An 18884-nucleotide genomic window follows, 5' to 3' on the forward strand; every position below is an offset into this window, starting at 1 on the left:
CGCCTGTGCGATGACGACGGTTGCGAGGGGCCAACGCGCCCCTCACTCAGCGATCAGCTTCAACCACTCGTCTTCGGTCAGCACCTTGACGCCGTGCTTGTTGGCGTCCGCGAGCTTCGAGCCGGCGCCGGGGCCCGCGACGACGAGATCGGTCTTTTTCGAAACCGAGCCCGACACCTTGGCCCCGAGCCGCTCGGCTGTCGCCTTGGCTTCATCCCGTGTCATCTTCTCCAGCGAGCCCGTGAACACCACGGTCTTGCCGGCGACGGCCGAATTGCTCTTCGGCTTCTCGGCGTCGACGATCTCGACCTCCTTGGTCAGGCGTTCGACAATGCCGCGATTGTGACTCTCGCCGAAATAATCGGCGATGCTCTTGATCACGGTGTCGCCGATCTGGTCGAGCGCGTCCATGTCCGCGATCGCCTCCTCGTCGCCCTTGGCAACCTTGAGGCAGGCATCATGGAAGGCGTCCCACGAGCCGTAGCCGCGCGCCAGCGCCAGCGCCGTGGTCTCGCCGACATGGCGCATGCCGAGCGCGAAGATGAAGCGCTCCAGCGCGATTCTGCGCCGGCTCTCGATGGCGCCGAACAGGTTGCGCACGGAGGTCGCGCCGTAGCCTTCGATCTCCTCGAGCTTGAGTTTCGAATTGCGCTTCTCCAGCGTGAAGATGTCGGCGGGCTCCTTCACCCAGCCCTCGTCGAAGAAGTACTGGAGCTGCTTCTCGCCGAGGCCGTCGATGTCGAAGGCCCGCCGCGACACGAACAGCTTCAGATGCTCGATCTTCTGGTAGGGACAGGCGAACTCGCCGGTGCAGCGGGCGCGCGAGCCCTCCTCGCCCGTCGCCGTCTCCTCGCGCACGACGTCGGTGTGCAGCGGACACGGGCACTTCTTCGGGAAGTGGAATTCCCTGGCGCTCTTCGGCCGCTTGTCGAAGACGACGTCGACCACCTGCGGGATGACGTCGCCGGCGCGCTGAATCACCACGGTGTCACCGATCCTGATGTCGCGCCCCTCGCGCAGCACCTCGCCCTTGTTGCCGATGCCCCTGATGTAGTCCTCGTTGTGCAGCGTGACGTTCTGCACGATGACGCCGCCAACGCCGACCGGCTCGAGCTTGCCGACCGGCGTGAACGAGCCGGTGCGGCCGACCTGGATCTCGATGTCCCGCAGCACCGTCATGGCGCGCTCGGCCGGGAATTTGTGCGCGATACCCCAGCGCGGCGTGCGCGAGACGAAGCCGAGCCGCTCCTGCCAGTCGATGCGGTCGATCTTGTAGACGACGCCGTCGATGTCGTAGTCGAGCCGCGCGCGCTGCTCCTCGATCGCATGATGAAAGGCGAGCAGTTCCTCGACCGAGTGACAGAGCTTGGTGAGCGGATTGGTCTTGAAACCGCAGCGCTCGAACCAGCCGATCATGCCGCTCTGCGTGTCTTCCGGCATCGCGCTCATCTGCCCCCAGGCATAGGCGAAGAAGCCGAGGGGACGGGAGGCGGTGATGGTCGGGTCCTTCTGGCGGAGCGAGCCCGCGGCCGAATTGCGCGGATTGGCGAAGATGGTGTCGCCTGCCGCCTTCTGCCGTTCGTTGAGCGCCAGGAACGCCTTCTTGGTCATGTAGACTTCGCCGCGCACCTCGCAGATGTCGGGGATGTTGCGGCCCTTCAGCTTCTGCGGCACGTCTTCGAGCGTACGGATGTTGGCGGTGACGTCCTCGCCAACCGCACCGTCGCCGCGCGTCGCGGCGGTGACGAGCTCGCCACCCTCGTAGCGCAGCGACATCGAGAGGCCGTCGATCTTCGGCTCGGCGGAGAAGCCGATCTTGTCGTCGTCGAGCTTCAGGAAGCGGACGATGCGGCCGACGAAGTCGCGCACGTCCTCCTCCGCAAAGGCGTTGTCCAGCGACAGCATGGGCACGGCATGCGGGACTTTCTTGAAGCGTCCTGACGGCGCGGCGCCGATCTTCTGCGAGGGCGAGTCCGCGGTGACGAACTCGGGAAAACGCGCCTCGATCGCGTTGAGGCGCTGGCGCAGCGCGTCATATTCGGCGTCGGTGACGGTGGGCGCGTCCTCCTGATAGTAGCGCTCGTTGTGCCCCTCGATCTCGAGGGCGAGCCGCTTATGCTCGACCTTGGCCTGCGCCTTGGTGAGCTCGACGACGTCGCGTAGCGGTGTTGCTTTGGATTTTGCTGCTCTGGCCATGGCGCTTGGATACGACGGAGCGGGCGGGAGGGTAAAGGCTTGTGGAAATCTCGTGCCCCGGACGCAGCGCAGCGCTCCTTCAGCGGTGCGCTGCAGAGCCGGGGCCCATGTCGCGGCAGGCATTCTGGGTCCCGGCTCGCGCTACGCGCGTCCGGGACACAAGCCTAAGCCGTCGCCGCCTTGAGCAGCCGTTCCGCCGCAGCCCTCGCCTCGGCCGTGATCTCGGCGCCGGCGAGCATGCGGGCGATCTCCTCGCGGCGGTGGTCGGCGGCGAGCGCATTGACGCGGGTGGCGACGCGCTTGCCCTTGTCGAGGGCGTCCTTGGAGATGAGCAGGTGCTGGTCGGCGCGGGCGGCGACCTGCGGGGCGTGGGTCACGGCCATGACCTGGACCTTGCCGGCAAGCCGCGCCAGGCGCCCGCCGATGGCGTCCGCGACCGCGCCGCCGACGCCGGTGTCGATCTCGTCGAAGACGAGCGTCGGCGCCGAGCCGCGGTCGGACAGCACGACCTTGAGCGCGAGCAGGAAGCGCGACAGCTCGCCGCCGGAAGCGACCTTCATCAAGGGCCCCGGTCTGGTGCCCGGATTGGTCTGCACCCAGAACTCGACGCGATCGAAACCTTGCGGCCCGGGCGCAGCCTCGTCGGTCTCAACCTGGGTCATGAACCTCGCGCGTTCGAGCTTGAGCGGGGCAAGCTCGGCATTGACCGCCTTGTTGAGCTTCTCGGCCGACTTCTGCCGCGCCAGCGACAGCTTCTTGGCGGCCGCCGCATAGCGGCTGTCCGCCTCGATCGCGGCCTGCTCCAGATTCTTCAAGCGCGAGGCGCCGGCATCGATCAGGACGACGTCGGCGGCGTATTTGGCGGCCAGCGCGGCGAGGCCGTCAACCGGGGTCGAATATTTGCGAGACGCCGCACGCAAAGCAAAAAGCCGTTCCTCGATGCGCTCGAGCTCGGCCGGATCGAAATCAGTTGCGGCCAGCGCCGCCTGGAGATGCTGATCGGCCTCCTCCAGCGCGTTGATCGCCGCGTCGATTGCCTTTACCGCGGGCTCGACCAGCGCCGGCGAGTTGACGCCGCGGCGCTCCAGCCGGCGCACCGCCGCCGAGAGCGCGGCAACCGGCGAATGATTGCCGCCGACCGCCTCCTGCGCCTCGCGCAGGTCGGAGGCGATCTTCTCGCCCTGCATCATGGTGGTGCGGCGGGAGGCCAATGCGGTTTCCTCGCCGTCCTTGGGCGCGAGCTGCTTCAGCTCGTCGGAGGCGTGGCGCAGATAATCGGCCTCGCGCGCCGCGCGCTCCATGGCGGCGCGATGCTCCTCCAGCGCGGTGTTGGCGGTGCGGCGCGCATCCCAGAGCGCTTCGACGGCCGCGACGTCCTTCTCGAGGCCGGCAAAAGCGTCGAGCAGGCGGCGGTGGGTGGCGGCATCGACCAGCGCGCGCTCGTCGTGCTGGCCGTGGATCTCGACCAGGGCGGTGCCGACCGCCTTCAGCGTCTGCACGCTGATCGATTGGTCGTTGATGAAGGCGCGGGTGCGGCCGTCGGCGAGCTGCACGCGCCGGAGAATCATCTCGCCGGTGTCGTCGAGGCCATTCTCGGCCAGTATCTTCGTCGCAGGGTGATTCTTCGGGACATCGAACACGGCCGTGACCTGCCCCTGCTCCGCGCCGTGACGCACGAGGCCGGCGTCGCCGCGGCCGCCGAGCGCCAGCGCAAAGGCATCGAGCAGGATGGATTTGCCCGCACCGGTCTCGCCGGTCAAAACCGCGAGGCCGGAGGCGAATTCGATATCGAGCCGTTCGATCAGGACGATGTCACGGATCGACAGACGCGCCAGCATGGAACCAAATTTCCTAGCCGAGACCCATCTTCTTGAAGGTCCGGCTGATCCAGGACCCCTGATTCTCGCTCGGCTCGAGACCGCCGGATTTTACAAGATTATAGGCGTCCTTGTACCAGCGGCTGTCAGGAAAATTGTGCCCAAGCACCGCCGCCGCGGTCTGCGCTTCGCCAACGATGCCGATCGCCATATAGGCCTCGGTGAGCCGGAACAGCGCCTCCTCGACATGGCGAGTGGTCTGGTACTGCGTCACCACGGTCTTGTAACGATTGATGGCGGCCGTGTAGTCGCGCTTCTGGGCGTAGTAGCGGCCGACATTCATTTCCTTGCCGGCGAGCTGGTCGCGCGCGCCCTCGATCTTGGCCTTGGCCGAGGTCGCATATTCCGAGTTCGGATATTTGCGCACCACCTCTTCCAGCGCAGCGATCGCCTTTTCGGTGCGGGTCTGGTCGCGGCTGATGTCCGGGATCTGGTCGTAATGGGAGGCGGCGATCAGGTATTGCGCATAGGCCGCATCCGGGCTGCCGGGATGCAGCGTGACGTAGCGGGTGGCGGCACCGATGCAGCCGTCATAATCGCCGCCCTGATAGGACGCATAGGCCGACATCAGCAGCGATTTGCGGGCCCAGTCGGAATAAGGATGCTGACGGTCGACCTCTTCGAACTTCTTGTTCGCCGCCTTCATGTCCTTCTTCTCGTTCATGAGGTACAGGCCCTCATTGTAGATCTTGTCTGCGGGCTCCTCGACGAAGGTGTCATCCTTGGCGGTGAACTTGTCCCAGAGCGCGCCCGTGCCGCATCCGGCGAGCGGCAGCGCAAGAACGATGAAGGTGACGGCCTGAATCAGCCCGCGGGCTCGCGACGAGACCGAGAAAAATCCGCGCGTCATACGCTGTGCCGACATGAGTTTAAGCCCTGACGCCCTGTGATGCGGTGTCCGCCAGCCCACGAACCCCTCATGGGCGCGAAATGTAACCGTGGTGCCTGCCACGCGACCACGCCGATGTATCCGAAAACGATCGTTAACGAACCGGATAGGGAGGCATTTCGCCCGGATTAAGGCGAACCTGCCGCAATGCTAGCCGATCATGGTTACCAGGAGTTTCCCGGGGGCCGCCAGCCACGTTCCGAAGGCGGCAGGCCGCGTCAGGACACATCCGGTCCGAAGGCCGCAGCGACCCGGCCGCCGACGATGCCACGACCGACCTCGCCCACGGCACGCGTGGTGCGGCGGGCAGCCTCGCCCTCGACCACCCGCCAGGCGGTCCGGTCGGCGAGCAGCGCCGTCAAGACGGCGTGGTTGAGCTTATGACCGCCACGCACCGAGCGGTAGGCGCCAAGCAGCGGCAGGCCGGCCAGCGAAAGGTCGCCGATCACGTCCAGCACCTTGTGACGGGCGCATTCATCGGCGTAGCGCAGGCCCTCGGTGTTGAGCAGCCGCTCGTCGTCGAACACGACGGTGTTGTCGAAGGAGGCGCCGAGGGCATAGCCGGCGCTCCAGAGCCGCGCGACGTCGCACATCAGGCCGAAGGTCCGGGCCCGGCCGACTTCACGGCGGAAACCTTCCGGATTGAGGTCGAAGGCGTAAGCCTGCTGGCCGATGACGGGATTGGTGAAATCGATCTCGACCTCGACGCGGAACCCGTTGGTGTGGGGCCTGACCTCGCCGAAGGAGTCGCCGATCTTGACCGAGATCGGCTTCAGAACCTGGATGAAACGGCGCTGCGCCGGCTGGGTGACGATGCCGGCCTGGTCGATTGCCGCGATGAAGGCGGCGGCGCTGCCGTCCATGATCGGGACTTCGGGACCGTCGATCTCGATGGTGGCGTTGTCGACACCCATTCCCCGCAGTGCAGCAAGCACATGCTCGGCAGTGGACACCAGCGGACCGTTGCGGTCGCCGAGGACCGTGGCAAAGTCAGTCGCAATCACTTGCTCGGCGGTGGCCTGAACTTCGCGGTCACTTCCCTCAAGTCCGGTCCGGACAAAAATAAAACCCGCGTCGACAGGCGCAGGCCCAAGCGTGAGAGTGACGGGAAGACCGGAATGAACGCCCACGCCTGCCACAGAGGCTTGCGCACGAAGCGTTGTTTGCCGGCTAAATTTCATCAGGAACCCGCCCCACTAAGACCCACTGCGACTTATACGAGACCTGCTTGGCCGGCCAGAGCCGACGCTACCGAATCTCCGTATCCCCAAGTCACGGCAAACCATAGTTGCAGCCTCAAACAGCGCCAACTCACGCTTTTTTACCGATTGTTACCCCAAACCTGCCGTATTCGCGCCAAGGCTTAACCAAATTGCGCCGGGTTTCGGGACCGCTATCGGCAGTTCTACTGAACCACCGAAGCCGTAATTAATCATTTAAAATCAGTTGTTTGGCTGCTCAATCCGGACATGCCCGGGACAAAAGGAAAGGTCCCGGCGAGCTCCTCGCCGGGACCTTTTTTCGTCTGCCTTATTGTAACAATCCTCAGGTCGCCTGCCGCCGCAGGAAGGCCGGGATATCAAGATGGTCGTCACCCTGTGGCGCCGGCGCAACAGGCGCGGGGCGGCCATGGACGTCCAGACCCTGCGGCGGGGGACGGCGGGCATACTCTGATACCGGCTCGTTGGACGCGATCTGCTGCGCCACGGTCTTCTGCGGCCGGCGCTCGGGCAGCGGCGGCATGGCGGGACCGGCGGTGCGGGCCGCGACCGGTGGCTCGCTTTCCTCGTCGCGACGGCCGAGGCCGACATTGGCGAGGCGCTGCAGCAGCGACAGGCGGGTCTTCTGCGGGGTCTCCTCCTCAGCCTCGCCGCGGGCCTGCCGAATCTCGGCTTGCGCCGGCATCGGCAGCTCCTCGATTCGCGGCATGCGCGGCGCGCGGGCCGGACGCTCGGCCTGCGGCGGGATGAAGGTATCAGGCGTCATCGGCTCCTGCACCGCGACCGGGGCCATGTCGGCCTCCGGGAACAGGGTCGGCTTCTGCGCGATCGGGCGCACGGTGACGTCGCCATAGGTCTGTGGCGCGGGCGGCTGCGGCACCTCGGAAACGGCAGCGGCGATCGCGGCGAGCGCAGCACGCTCGACGTTCGGACGGGGCGCGGCGGCAGCCGGAGCCGGCGCGGCGGCCGGGGGCTGGGCTTCCAGCTTCTGAGCGCGCTCGGCCAGACGCTGGTTGTCGGCACGCAGCCGGGCGGTCAGGTCGGCGAGACGGCTCTCGGCGGCGGCGGCCGGGGCGGCAGCCTGCTGCATCTGCGGTGCCGGGTTGGCGACGGGCGCGGAGGTGGCCTGGCTGTTGCGGGCGATCGCGGCCTGCTCGATACCGGTGGCGACCACCGAGACGCGGATCAGACCGTCGAGCGCTTCGTCGAAGGTGGCGCCGACGATGATGTTGGCGTCCTGGTCGACTTCCTCGCGGATGCGGGTCGCGGCCTCGTCGACCTCGAACAAAGTGAGGTCCTTGCCGCCGGTGATGGAGATGAGGAGGCCCTTGGCGCCCTTCATCGACGAGTCGTCGATCAGCGGGTTGGCGATCGCGGCTTCCGCGGCGGTCAGCGCGCGCTTGTCGCCGGAGGCTTCGCCGGTGCCCATCATCGCCTTGCCCATCTCGCGCATGACGGCGCGGACGTCGGCGAAGTCGAGGTTGATCAGGCCTTCCTTGACCATCAGGTCGGTGATGCAGGCGACGCCCGAATAGAGCACCTGGTCGGCCATCGCGAAGGCGTCGGCGAAGGTGGTCTTCTCGTTGGCGACCCGGAACAGGTTCTGGTTCGGGATGATCAGGAGCGTGTCCACGACCTTGTGCAGCTCGGAGATGCCGGCTTCGGCCGTGCGCATGCGGCGCTGGCCCTCGAAGTGGAACGGCTTGGTCACCACGCCGACGGTGAGGATGCCCATGTCGCGCGCGGTCTTGGCGATGACGGGAGCTGCACCCGTGCCGGTGCCGCCGCCCATGCCGGCGGTGACGAACACCATGTTGGCGCCCGAGAGATGGTCGCGCAGCTCGTCGATCACCTCTTCCGCGGCCGCGGCGCCGACGTTCGGCTGCGAGCCGGCGCCGAGGCCTTGCGTGACGGCCGTGCCCATCTGCACGATGCGCTGCGCCTTCGACATCGTCAGCGCCTGCGCGTCGGTGTTGGCGACCACGAAGTCGACGCCCTGCAGGCCCGCCGTGATCATGTTGTTGACGGCGTTGCCGCCGGCGCCGCCGACGCCGAACACGGTGATCCGGGGCTTCAGTTCGTGAATATCAGGAACATTGATGCTGATGGTCATGGTTGCCTCTCGATCACGCGCGCGTGGGTTCGCCCCGGCCGGTGGCCGCGGGAGTTGGTGAAAATCGAAGATTGCGGAAAGCGGTCATCAGAAGCCCTCGCGTAGCCATCGTCCGACCTTTCCGAAATATCCGCCGGTCCCTGTCTTGATCTGCTGCCGCGTATGCCGCGGTTCGACATGTTCGAGGTGAACATATTGCGGGTAGACCAGAAGTCCGGCCGGCACCGCGAACGCGGCGTTCTTCGCCTCGTTGGGAAGCCGGCCGAAACCGAGCGGACGACCGACCCGCACGGGCCGGCCGAGAATCCGGGTGCCGAGATCGACGAGGCCGGTCAGCTGCGAGGCCCCGCCCGAGAGCACGACGCGGCCGTTCGGCTCTGCGGCGAAGGGCGAATCCTTCAGCTTGTCCCGAACCATTTCGAAGACTTCCTCGGCACGGTGCTTGACGATGTTCGCGATGGTGGCGCGGGAGACGATCTGCGGCAGATCCTGCTCGTCACCGGCTGTCGGCACAGACATCAGCTCACGCGAGTCCGATCCGCCGGTGATGACGGTGCCGTATAAGGTCTTGATTCGCTCGGCATCGGCAATGGTCGCCGAGAGTCCGCGCGCAAGATCCATCGTGATGTGTTGCCCGCCGACCGCAAAACCCGCCGCATGCACGAAGCGGCCGCCCGAATAAACGGCAATCGTGGTGGTGCCGGCGCCCATTTCGACGACAGCGGCGCCGAGATCGGCCTCGTCGTCGGTCAGCACCGAGAGTCCGGCCACATAGGGGCTCGCTGCCATGGCTTCGACATTGATGTGGCAGCGCTCCACCGCCAGCATCAGGTTCCGCGCCACGGTGGCGTCGCAGGTGACGACGTTCATGTCGACGCCGAATTGGTGCGCGACCATGCCGCGGGGATCGCGGATGCCTTTGACACCGTCGAGCGTGTAGCCGACCGGCAGGGCGTGCAGCACGGTGCGGCCTTCGCCGGTGGCGTGGCGCATGCCGGTGGAGGTGACGCGGCTGACATCGGCCGGCGTCACGGCGCCGCCACGAATGTCGGCGGCAGCCTCGACCAGTTGGCCGGCGAGCCGGCCGCCGGAGACCGACAACAGCACGGACTCGACCCGCACCTTGGCCATCTTCTCCGCAAGCCCGACGGCCTGGCGCACCGCCTGCTCGCATTCGCCGAGATCGATCACCGCGCCGGCCTTCATGCCGCGCGCCTGGATCTGGCTGTAGCCGATCAATTCCACCGCATGGGTGCGGCCGCGCAGCGCATCGCTCGGCGGCGAGGGCTTCAGCCGCGCGATCATGCAGGCGATCTTGCTGGTGCCGATGTCGAGGCAGGCGACGATGCCGCCGCGCTTGTGCGGCATCGGGCGCGTCTTCGGCGTCTGGGTGCGATCGAGACCGGTCATGCGGAATCCCCGGCCTTCTTTTTCTTCTTGTCCTTGAACAGCTCCTCGCGCGCCTTGGCGGCGTCCTCGGAGAGCTGCACCACCAGCCGGTCCGGCAGGCGCATGTCGACGGCGACGATGTCGCGCGAAAAGAGCCTGTCCTCCTTGTCGAGCTTCGACAGCATCGCAAGCGCGTTGCCGACGTCCTGCTCGGGCAGGCGGATGTCGAGACCGTCCTTGAGCCGCAGGTTCCAGCGCCGCTCGCCGACGTAGATCGCGGCCTTCGTCACCGAATGGACCTGCGGATAGCGCGCCAGCAGCGCCAGGAAATCGCGCGCCTGGGTCTCGGCGCCCTTGCCGACCACGAGCGGCAGCGACAGGAAGCGGCGCGAAACATAGGGCTCGAGCACGGCGCCGTCGTCGGCGATGACGGAGAGCCGGCCGGCCTCCTGCCACAGCGCGAACGCCTTGCGCTCGGTGAGCTCGATCATGAGCTGGCCCGGATAGAGCTTCAGCACGGTCGCATCCGCGATCCAGGGATTGGCCTTGAGCTTGTCGCGCACCGCCTCGGCATCGAGGAACAGCAGCGAGGAGCGGCCGCTGACGCCGCCGATCGCGAGGATCTCGTCCTGGGTCAGCTGCTTGCGGCCGTTGATGACGACGGAGGTGATGCGGAAGCCGGCGGAATTGGCCAGCGCATTGCGGGCATCGCTGACCGCGGTGACGAAATCCTGGAGGTGGCCGCCCTTGACGATGCCGAAGCCGCAGCTGCCGATCAACAGCAGCACGGTCATGCTGAGGCCGACCCGGCGCGGCAGATAGCGCTCGACCAGCGCGACCAGGCGCGGCGGCGGCTCGCGTTCGACGGCGGCCTTGGCCTGGGCTTTGGCTTTGGCCTTGTCCCTGGCGGCAGCGCGCGCCGCTTCGTGCCTGTCCTGCACCCACTCGCGCAGAAGCACGACCGCTCCGATAGCGGCCGCCTTCAGGTCAGCTTGAGGCCTCAGCGATCTCAAAACCGATCGGGTGAGGCGTCCTGCACCATCCATTGCACGAGCTCGTCAACAGTTTGCCCGCGACATCGCGCGGATCCTGGCGAACATGACGTCTCGGACTTGCCGGGCCGGGTGCTGGTCTTCAGCAGAAGAAAACCTCTCCCCTTCAAAGCGTTCGCTGGAGGTGACATCACCCGCGACAGCTCACGCGCCGGCAGCCAAAGCGCCATATGCGCCGCCAGCGTTAACCTTCGGACGTCCTGGTAAACAAAAGGTAAAATTCGTTAACGACCTGCGCATTTTGCCTCGCGCTGTGAGGCATTTGCGCCGCGATGTCCGGCATTTTACCGGTTTTGGCCACCAAACCGGCCCGTTTCGCCGGTCCGGCCGTTAACCAGTCCTGACTATTTCCGCACGCGCTGGCAGGCGAGCTCGACCAAGCCGCGCAGGAAGTCGACGAATTCGATGCCTTCGGCTTTCAGCGCCTTGGGGTAGAGCGAGGACTTGGTCAGCCCGGGCAGCGTGTTGGTCTCGAGATAGACGAGGCCCTTGTCCGAGACAATGAAGTCAGAACGGGAATAGCCGGTGCAGGACATTGCGCGATGGGCCAGCATCGCCTGCGCCTCGAGCGCGGCGGTGATCTCGGGTGCGAAGCGGCCGGGGCAGATCTCCTGGGTCGACTTCAGAAGATATTTCGCCGCGTAGTCGAAATTGCCCTCGCCCGGAATGATCTCGATCGGCGGCAGCGAGATGATCGAGCCGTCGGTGCGCTCCAGCACGCCGCAGGTCGCCTCCACACCGGCGATGTAGGGCTCGATGACGTACTCTTCATGCTTCGCTGCGTTGCGGACAGCGACGAGGTCCTGCTTGGCATTGACGAAGATCAGGCCGTAGCTCGACCCGTCGCGCGCGGGCTTTGCGATCAGCCTTCCATACTCGGCGAAAGCCTCGTCGATATCATCGAGCGCAAGATTTTCCGGCGGCGTCACGCCGCCGAGCGCGGCGAAGCGCTTGGCTGCGATCTTGTCGAAGGCCAGATGCGACGACGCCGAGCCCGAGCCGGTGAAGGGCACGCCGCGCGCCTCGCACATCACCTGCAATTCGCCGTTCTCGGCACGCCCGCCGTGCAGGCCGAGCACCAGCACGCGATCCTCAGCCTTGGCCCGGTCGAGCGCCTGCGCGAGCGGGACGCCGCGCGTGCCCGGCTTGAATTCGTCCTCGAACGGGCGGGCATGCTCGAGCAGCTGCTTCGACTGCACGACGTGCACCTTGTCCTCGACGTCCCACCACCAGAGGTCAGCCTCGGGCAGCGCCTGATGCAGCGCCTGGGCTGTGGCAACCGAGACGAGACGCTCGCGGTTGGAGCCGCCGAAGAGGATGGTGATGCGCATGTTCCTGTCACCCATGTGTATCGTCATTCCGGGATGCGCCGAAAGGCGCAGGCCCGGAATCCATAACCACGATCGTGAGTATGGATTCTCGGCTGCGCAATTGCGCACCATAGCTCGCGACTTCGTCGCGCCCCGGAATGACGCTCAATTGGAAACCCCGATCCGCTTGATTTCCCAGTGTAGCTCGATTCCGGAATTCGCCTTCACGCGTGCACGTACCGTCTCGCCCAGCGTCTCGATGTCGTGCGCGGTGGCCTCGCCCGTGTTGATCAGGAAGTTGCAGTGCATCTCCGAGACCTGCGCGCCGCCGACGCGCAGGCCGCGGCAGCCGGCGGCGTCGATCAGCTTCCAGGCGGAATGGCCGGGCGGATTCTTGAAGGTCGAGCCGCCGGTTTTCTCGCGGATCGGCTGCGCGGTCTCGCGATGGCTCTGCACCTCCGCCATGCGCGCGCGGATCGCCTCCGCGTCCCTGATCTCGCCGCGAAAGCGCGCGGAGGTGAAGATGATGGAGGGATCGACGCCGCTGGAGCGGTAGACGAACTTCATCTCGGCGTTGGAGAAGACGTGCTTGGTGCCGTCGCGCCCGATGCCCCTCGCCTCGATCAGCACGTCCTTGGTCTCGTCGCCATTGGCGCCGGCATTCATGCGCAACGCACCACCGATCGTGCCGGGAATGCCGAAATAGAATTCGAGCCCGCTGATATTGGCGGAGGCCGCAACTTCGGCCACGCGCTTGTCGAGCGCAGCCGTGCCGGCGGTGACGATGTCGCCGCTCGCAGTCGCCTCGCCGAAGGCGCGCGGCGCGAGACGAATGACGACGCCGGCAATGCCGCCGTCGCGCACGATCAGATTGGAGCCGACCCCGATGACGTAGACGGGAATGGCGGAGGCGAGATGCGCCAGGAAGTAAGCGAGATCGTCCTCGTCCGCCGGCGTGAACAGCACCTGCGCGGGACCGCCGACGCGAAACCAGGTGAGCTCGGCCAGCGACTGGTTCGCCAACAGCCGCCCGCGAAGCTCGGGCATCGCGGCTTTGAGTGAAGGGGTGATGTCGGGAAATCCCACCGCGCTACCCCAGCGCCTTCAACTGGTCCGGCAGCGCATACGCCCATTGCGTGATGTTGCCGGCGCCGAGACACACAACGAGATCGCCCCTCTTGGCGATGCCATGAACGATTTTGGCTAGTTCGCCGGCATTGGGCAGCGGGATCACCTCGCGATGGCCGTGGGCGCGCAGGCCGGCGACGAAATGGTCGCGGTCGATGCCTTCGATCGGCGCTTCGCCGGCGGCATAGACATCGGCGACGACGACCGCATCGGCATCGTTGAAGCAGGTGCAGAACTCCTCGAACAGCGATTGCAGGCGAGTGTAGCGATGCGGCTGCACCACCGCGATCACCTTGCCGGTGTAGGAATCGCGCGCGGCCTTCAGCACGGCTGCGATCTCCACGGGGTGATGGCCGTAATCATCGATCACGGTGACGCCGTTCCACTCGCCGGTCTTGGTGAAGCGGCGCTTGACGCCGCCGAAGCCGGCCAGCGCCTTGCGGATCGCCTCGTCAGACACGCCGAGCTCGTGCGCGACCGCGATCGCCGCCGTCGCGTTCGAGGCATTGTGCCGGCCCGGCATGGGCAGCGCGAGATCGGCGATCTCGTGCGTGGTGCCGTTCTTGCGGTCGCGGATCACGACCTTGAACTTCGAGCCGCCACCGCCGGCGGTGAGATCGACCAGCCGCGCATCGGCCTGCGGATTCTCGCCATAGGTGATGATGCGGCGGTCCTCGATCCCGCCGACGAGGCTCTGCACCACGGGATGATCGATGCACATCACGGCAAAGCCGTAGAACGGCAGGTTCTCGACGAAATGGCGGAAGGCGTCCTGCACGGCCTCGAAAGTCTTGAAGTGGTCGAGATGCTCGGGGTCGACATTGGTGACGATCGCGACATCGGTCGGCAGCTTCAGGAACGTGCCGTCGCTCTCGTCGGCCTCGACCACCATCCAGTCGCCGGCGCCAAGCCGCGCGTTGGAGCCGTAGGCGTTGATGATGCCGCCGTTGATCACGGTCGGATCGAGCCCGCCGGCGTCGAGCAGCGTGGCGACCATCGTCGTCGTGGTGGTCTTGCCGTGGGTGCCGGCGATGGCGACGCAGCTCTTCAACCGCATCAGCTCGGCCAGCATCTCGGCGCGGCGCACCACGGGAATGCGCCTCTCGCGCGCCGCCATCAGTTCCGGATTGTCGCGCTTGATCGCGGAAGACACGACCACGACCTCGGCGCCGTCGATATTCTCGGCCTTGTGGCCGACCGAGACTTTCGCGCCCTTCTTGCGCAGACGGTCGAGATTGTAATTGTCGGCGGCGTCCGAGCCCTGCACGGCATAGCCGAGATTGGCCAGCACCTCGGCGATGCCGCTCATGCCGATCCCGCCGATCCCGACGAAGTGGATGGGTCCGATCTCGCGCGGCAGTCTCATGTGGTTTCCTTGGGGTCATCGTCCGCGAAGGCGGACGATCCAGTACTCCGCGACGCCAGAGATTCAATTCAACTGCGTCGGATACTGGATGCCCCGCTTTCGCGGGGCATGACAAGTGGCTTTTTTGGCCATTCGGGCCGGAACAGGCGTCAGATTCCCGCGGTCTTCACCACGAGATCCGCCAGCCGCTCGGCCGCATCGAGCCGCCCCGCCCCCTTCGCCGCCGCCGCCATGGCGGCAAGCCGTGCCGGCTCGGCGGCGAAGGCGGAGATTTCGGACGCCAGCCGGTCGGAGGTGAACTCGGCCTGCGGGATGCGGATCGCGCCGTCGACCTTGACCAGCACGCCGGCATTGGCGAACTGGTCCTGGTCGATCGAGCCCGGCAACGGCACCAGGATGGAAGGCCGGCCGATCGCGGCGAGCTCGGCCACGGTGCCCGCGCCGGAGCGCGATACCACGAGATGATTGGAGGCGAGCCGCGCCGGCAGATCCGTGAAGAACGGCGCGAGCTCGGCCTTGATCTTGAGCTTGTCGTAGACGGCGCGGACGCGGCTCATGTCCTCTTCGCGCACCTGCTGGGTGAGAACGAGACGGCTCCACAGCGCAGGCTCGAGCCTTTCGATCGCGCCCGGCACGATGTCGGCCATGATGCGCGCGCCCTGGCTGCCGCCGACGACGAGCAGGCGCAGCGGACCGCCCACCTCGGGCGCGACATATTTCACCGCAGCGGCCGCGAGGATCGCGGGGCGCATCGGCGTGCCGACGGTCGTCGTCTTGCCTGAGAGCGCGGGATCGCGATCGAGCACGCCGGGCAAAGACGTCGCGATGGCGCGCACGCGGCTCGACAGGAACCGGTTGGCGCGGCCGAGCACGGCGTTGGCGTCGTGGATGATGCCGGGCACGCCCGCGAATTTCGCTGCGACCAGCGGCGGCAAGGTCGGATAGCCGCCAAAGCCGACGACGGCGACGGGCTTCAATCGCTTGATCAGCGCATAGGCCGACAGCGTGCCGGCGGCGAGCGTGAGACCGGCATAGGCGAGCTGGAACGGATTGCGGCCGCGCGCGGTCTCGCTTCTGACCACGTCGATCATGTCCTTGCTGAACAGCCCGCTATAGCGCAGCGCGCGCTCGTCGGTGACGAGGCGGACGCGATAGCCGCGCCGGATCAATTCGACGCCGAGGGCCTCGGCCGGGAACAGATGGCCGCCGGTGCCGCCCGCGGCGAGAAGAATCAGGGGGGACGTGTCCATAATGAGGGAGTTTTACAGGGTCTTTCTCGTCATTGCGAGCGAAGCGAAGTAATCCAGACTACCTCAGTGGAGACCAGCCTGGATTGCTTCGTCGCTTCGCTCCTCGCAATGACGGCTCACGCGTAACTGCGCATCGCCTCGGCGTGGCCGCTCGCCTCGACCTCGGTGCGCGGGCGCAGCCGCGTCAGCGCCAGCATCATGCCGACGCCATAGGCGAGCGAGACCATCGAGGAGCCGCCATAGGAGATGAAGGGCAGCGTCATGCCCTTGGCGGGGATGAGCTGCAAGTTCACCGACATATTGATCGCCGCCTGCACGCCGAACAGGATCGCGAGCCCGGAGGCCGCAAAGCGCGAGAACATGTCCTCGTTGGCATAGGCGCGCGACAGCGTGCGCATGACGACGAAGGCGAACAGCGCCAGCATCGCAAGGCACAGGATGATGCCGAACTCTTCGCCCGCGACCGCGAAGACGAAGTCGGTGTGGCTGTCCGGCAGGCTGCGCTTGGCGATGCCCTCGCCCGGTCCGAGCCCGAACCAGCCGCCGTTGTAGAAAGCCTCCATGGCGGTATCGACCTGGAAGGTGTCGCCGGAGGCCGGGTTCATGAAGCGCTTGATGCGCCCCGCGACGTGCGGAACGAACAGATAGGCGCTGAACAGGCCGGCCGCGCCGAGACCTGCGAGGCCGAACACCCAGATCATCCGCATGCCCGCGATGAAGAACAGCGAGCCCCACACCATCAGGACCAGCATGGTCTGGCCGAAATCCGGCTCCATCACCAATAGCGCGACCAGCATCAGCAGCAGCACCACCGCCATCGAGGTCGCCGGCATCTCCGGGCGCCTCGTCGATTCCGCGAACAGCCAGGCCGCGATCACGACGAAGGACGGCTTTGCGATCTCGGAGGCCTGGATGTTGACGCCGAGCAGCGTGATCCAGCGGCGCGAGCCCTTCACCTCCGGGCCGAAGGCGAGCGTGAGCACGATCAGGACGATGCTCGCCGCGAAGATGATCAGCGCCGAGCGGCGGATCGCGCGCGGCGACAGGAAGGACACCCCGAGCAGCACGATGCAGGACGGCACCAGGAACAGCACGTGGCGGCTGAAGAAATGGAAGGCATCGAGCCCGATGCGGGTCGCAACCGGCGGGCTCGCCGCCAGCGACAGGATCACCCCGGTCAGCATCAGCCCCAGGATGGCGCCCATCAGCGGCTTGTCGACGGTCCACCACCACTCGGAAAAGGGGGTGCGTTCTTCACGGGAGAGCATGGGCGGCCGCTTTCGGACAGAGGTCCGTTCATTGGTCGCCGAGGTTGGTTACCGGGAGGTTAAAGGGACGGGTAACTTTTGAGCGAAGCGTTGGTGCCGGGCTACGAACCGGGAGCCCTGACGAATCGATAGGGTATGCCGCCAAACGCCAGAGTGAGAACGCCATCCTCGGCGAATGAGAACTGGGTTCGTTCAACTTGTGGAGCTGAGGGCTGGTCGGTGACAATCGTCGAGCCCTCCACCCGATATCGAAGATTGATGATTTGTCGCTTGTCGTGCTCACGAATTGTGTAGCGCAGCCCACCGCTCTCATCGAACTCGAGCAGGACATTTCCCAGGCGGGCTAGCGCCAGTTCATCGGTCTCGTCTACAAGCCAGGCGCCTACCAGAGTCATTATGTCATTCAATCGTTGGTGTCGGTGTCCTCACACCACCGGCTGCACACCCGGCAGCGCTTGCACCAGCTCGCGGAACTTGGTGCCGCGGATCTCGAAGTTGCGGTACTGGTCGAAGGAGGCGCAGGCGGGCGACAGCAGCACGACGGCATCGGTGAGGCCAGAGGCTTCCGCATCGCGGGCCGCGTGTTCGACCGCAACGTCCAGGGTCTGGCTGATCTCGTGCCCGACCTGTGTGCCCAGCGTGCCCGAAAACTCCTGCGCGGCTTCGCCGATCAGATAGGCTTTGCGGATGCGCGGGAAGAACCCGGTCAGGCTCGTAATGCCGCCGGCCTTCGGCTTGCCGCCGGCAATCCAGAAGATGTCGGCGAAGGACGACAGCGCATGCGCGGTGGCGTCCGCGTTGGTGCCCTTGGAATCGTTGACGAACAGCACGTTGCCGCGGCGCCCGACCTGCTCCATGCGATGCGCCAGGCCCGGAAAGCTGCGCAGGCCGTTCTGCAGCACGTCCTGGCTGATGCCCATGGCGAGCGCGACGGCGGCCGCGCAGGCCGCGTTCTGCGCGTTGTGCTGGCCGCGCAGCGAACCGATGCCGCCGAGCGCGGCGATCTCGCTGTGGGCGCCGCCCGCGGCGCGCACGATGGTGCCGTGCTCGACGTAAATGCCCGACGCGAGCGGGTTCTTGACCGAGATGCGCACCACGTTCTTGCCGGCGCGGTCGAGCCGGTCGGCGATGTCGCGGCAAAAGCCGTCATCGACACCGACGATCGAGGTGCCGCCGCCTTGCACGCCGGCCACGAGGCGCTCCTTCACCGCGGCGTAATGCTCGATCGTGCCGTGGCGATCGATATGGTCCTCACTGACGTTGAGCAGGATGCCGACGGAGGGATCGAGCGAGGGCGCAAGGTCGATCTGGTAGGACGACATCTCGATGACGTGGACGCGGCCCATGCGCGGCGGCTCCAGCGACAGGATCGCGGTGCCGATATTGCCGCCCATCTGGGTGTCGTAGCCGGCGACCTTGGTCAGATGCGCGATCAGCGCCGTCGTGGTCGACTTGCCGTTGGTGCCGGTGATGGCGACGAACGGCGCGTCCGGCGCATGGCGGCGCCGCTCGCGGCAGAACAGCTCGATGTCGCCGATCACCTCCACCCCTGCCTCGCGCGCCTTCAAGACGCTCCAGTGCGGCACCGGATGGGTGAGCGGCACGCCGGGCGCGAGCACGACGGCTGCGAAATTCGCCCAGGAAACGTTGCGCAAGTCCGCGGTGATGAAGCCGGCCTGCGTGGCCTTGGCGACGTTCTCGGCATTGTCGTCGGCCGCGATCACTTCGGCCCCGCCGGCCTTCAACGCATGGCAGGAGGCGAGCCCCGAACCGCCGAGGCCGAACACCGCGACCGTCTTGCCGGCGAACGAGGTGACGGGGATCAT

The 18884-nt window shown here is 66.4% G+C and carries 14 protein-coding genes; all 14 read right to left on the reverse strand.

Translation table 11 applies throughout. The features are described 5' to 3' along the window. Positions 1-42: 42 nt before the first annotated feature. The gene (ligA, locus tag I6F31_RS02490; RefSeq protein WP_225184624.1) at positions 43-2196 is read right to left on the reverse strand and encodes an NAD-dependent DNA ligase LigA; all 2154 of its coding nucleotides are present in this window, start codon (positions 2194-2196) and stop codon (positions 43-45) included. A 164-nt stretch (positions 2197-2360) separates the two neighbouring features. Further along, the gene (recN, locus tag I6F31_RS02495; protein ID WP_225136872.1) at positions 2361-4034 is read right to left on the reverse strand and encodes a DNA repair protein RecN; all 1674 of its coding nucleotides are present in this window, start codon (positions 4032-4034) and stop codon (positions 2361-2363) included. Between the two features lie 13 nt (positions 4035-4047). Then, entirely contained in the window at positions 4048-4938 is an 891-nt protein-coding gene (locus I6F31_RS02500; RefSeq protein WP_036003576.1) for an outer membrane protein assembly factor BamD, read from the reverse strand. A gap of 242 nt (positions 4939-5180) precedes the next feature. Continuing rightward, positions 5181-6143, reverse strand: coding sequence for a UDP-3-O-acyl-N-acetylglucosamine deacetylase (gene lpxC / locus I6F31_RS02505; RefSeq protein ID WP_109144668.1), 963 nt, complete (start codon positions 6141-6143; stop codon positions 5181-5183). A gap of 364 nt (positions 6144-6507) precedes the next feature. Continuing rightward, positions 6508-8295: a cell division protein FtsZ gene (ftsZ, locus tag I6F31_RS02510; protein ID WP_225184625.1), complete on the reverse strand. Its 1788-nt coding sequence runs from the start codon at positions 8293-8295 to the stop codon at positions 6508-6510. A gap of 87 nt (positions 8296-8382) precedes the next feature. Next, positions 8383-9705, reverse strand: a complete 1323-nt coding sequence (gene ftsA, locus I6F31_RS02515; protein WP_036003557.1) for a cell division protein FtsA — start codon at positions 9703-9705, stop codon at positions 8383-8385. After that, complete coding sequence (locus I6F31_RS02520; RefSeq protein ID WP_057026921.1) at positions 9702-10730, reverse strand: cell division protein FtsQ/DivIB; 1029 nt, start codon at positions 10728-10730, stop codon at positions 9702-9704. The genes ftsA and I6F31_RS02520 overlap by 4 nt, the downstream gene beginning before the upstream one ends. Before the next feature lie 350 nt (positions 10731-11080). Then, complete coding sequence (locus I6F31_RS02525) at positions 11081-12067, reverse strand: D-alanine--D-alanine ligase (RefSeq protein WP_225185123.1); 987 nt, start codon at positions 12065-12067, stop codon at positions 11081-11083. A gap of 144 nt (positions 12068-12211) precedes the next feature. After that, positions 12212-13132 (reverse strand): UDP-N-acetylmuramate dehydrogenase, encoded by a 921-nt coding sequence (murB, locus tag I6F31_RS02530; protein ID WP_225146939.1) that lies wholly within the window; start codon positions 13130-13132, stop codon positions 12212-12214. Positions 13133-13136: 4 nt separating this feature from the next. Beyond that, positions 13137-14540: a UDP-N-acetylmuramate--L-alanine ligase gene (murC, locus tag I6F31_RS02535; RefSeq protein WP_225184626.1), complete on the reverse strand. Its 1404-nt coding sequence runs from the start codon at positions 14538-14540 to the stop codon at positions 13137-13139. A 149-nt stretch (positions 14541-14689) separates the two neighbouring features. Next, entirely contained in the window at positions 14690-15793 is a 1104-nt protein-coding gene (gene murG / locus I6F31_RS02540) for an undecaprenyldiphospho-muramoylpentapeptide beta-N-acetylglucosaminyltransferase (protein ID WP_225147063.1), read from the reverse strand. 113 nt (positions 15794-15906) lie between these two features. After that, positions 15907-17058: a putative lipid II flippase FtsW gene (ftsW, locus tag I6F31_RS02545; RefSeq protein ID WP_057026925.1), complete on the reverse strand. Its 1152-nt coding sequence runs from the start codon at positions 17056-17058 to the stop codon at positions 15907-15909. A 101-nt stretch (positions 17059-17159) separates the two neighbouring features. Beyond that, positions 17160-17453: a hypothetical protein gene (locus tag I6F31_RS02550; protein WP_036003531.1), complete on the reverse strand. Its 294-nt coding sequence runs from the start codon at positions 17451-17453 to the stop codon at positions 17160-17162. Between the two features lie 30 nt (positions 17454-17483). Continuing rightward, on the reverse strand, positions 17484-18884 hold the full coding sequence (gene murD, locus I6F31_RS02555) for a UDP-N-acetylmuramoyl-L-alanine--D-glutamate ligase (protein ID WP_225184627.1): 1401 nt from the start codon (positions 18882-18884) through the stop codon (positions 17484-17486).

Origin of the sequence: Bradyrhizobium sp. NBAIM01 (assembly GCF_020194115.1) — a bacterium.
Classification (GTDB): domain Bacteria; phylum Pseudomonadota; class Alphaproteobacteria; order Rhizobiales; family Xanthobacteraceae; genus Bradyrhizobium; species Bradyrhizobium yuanmingense.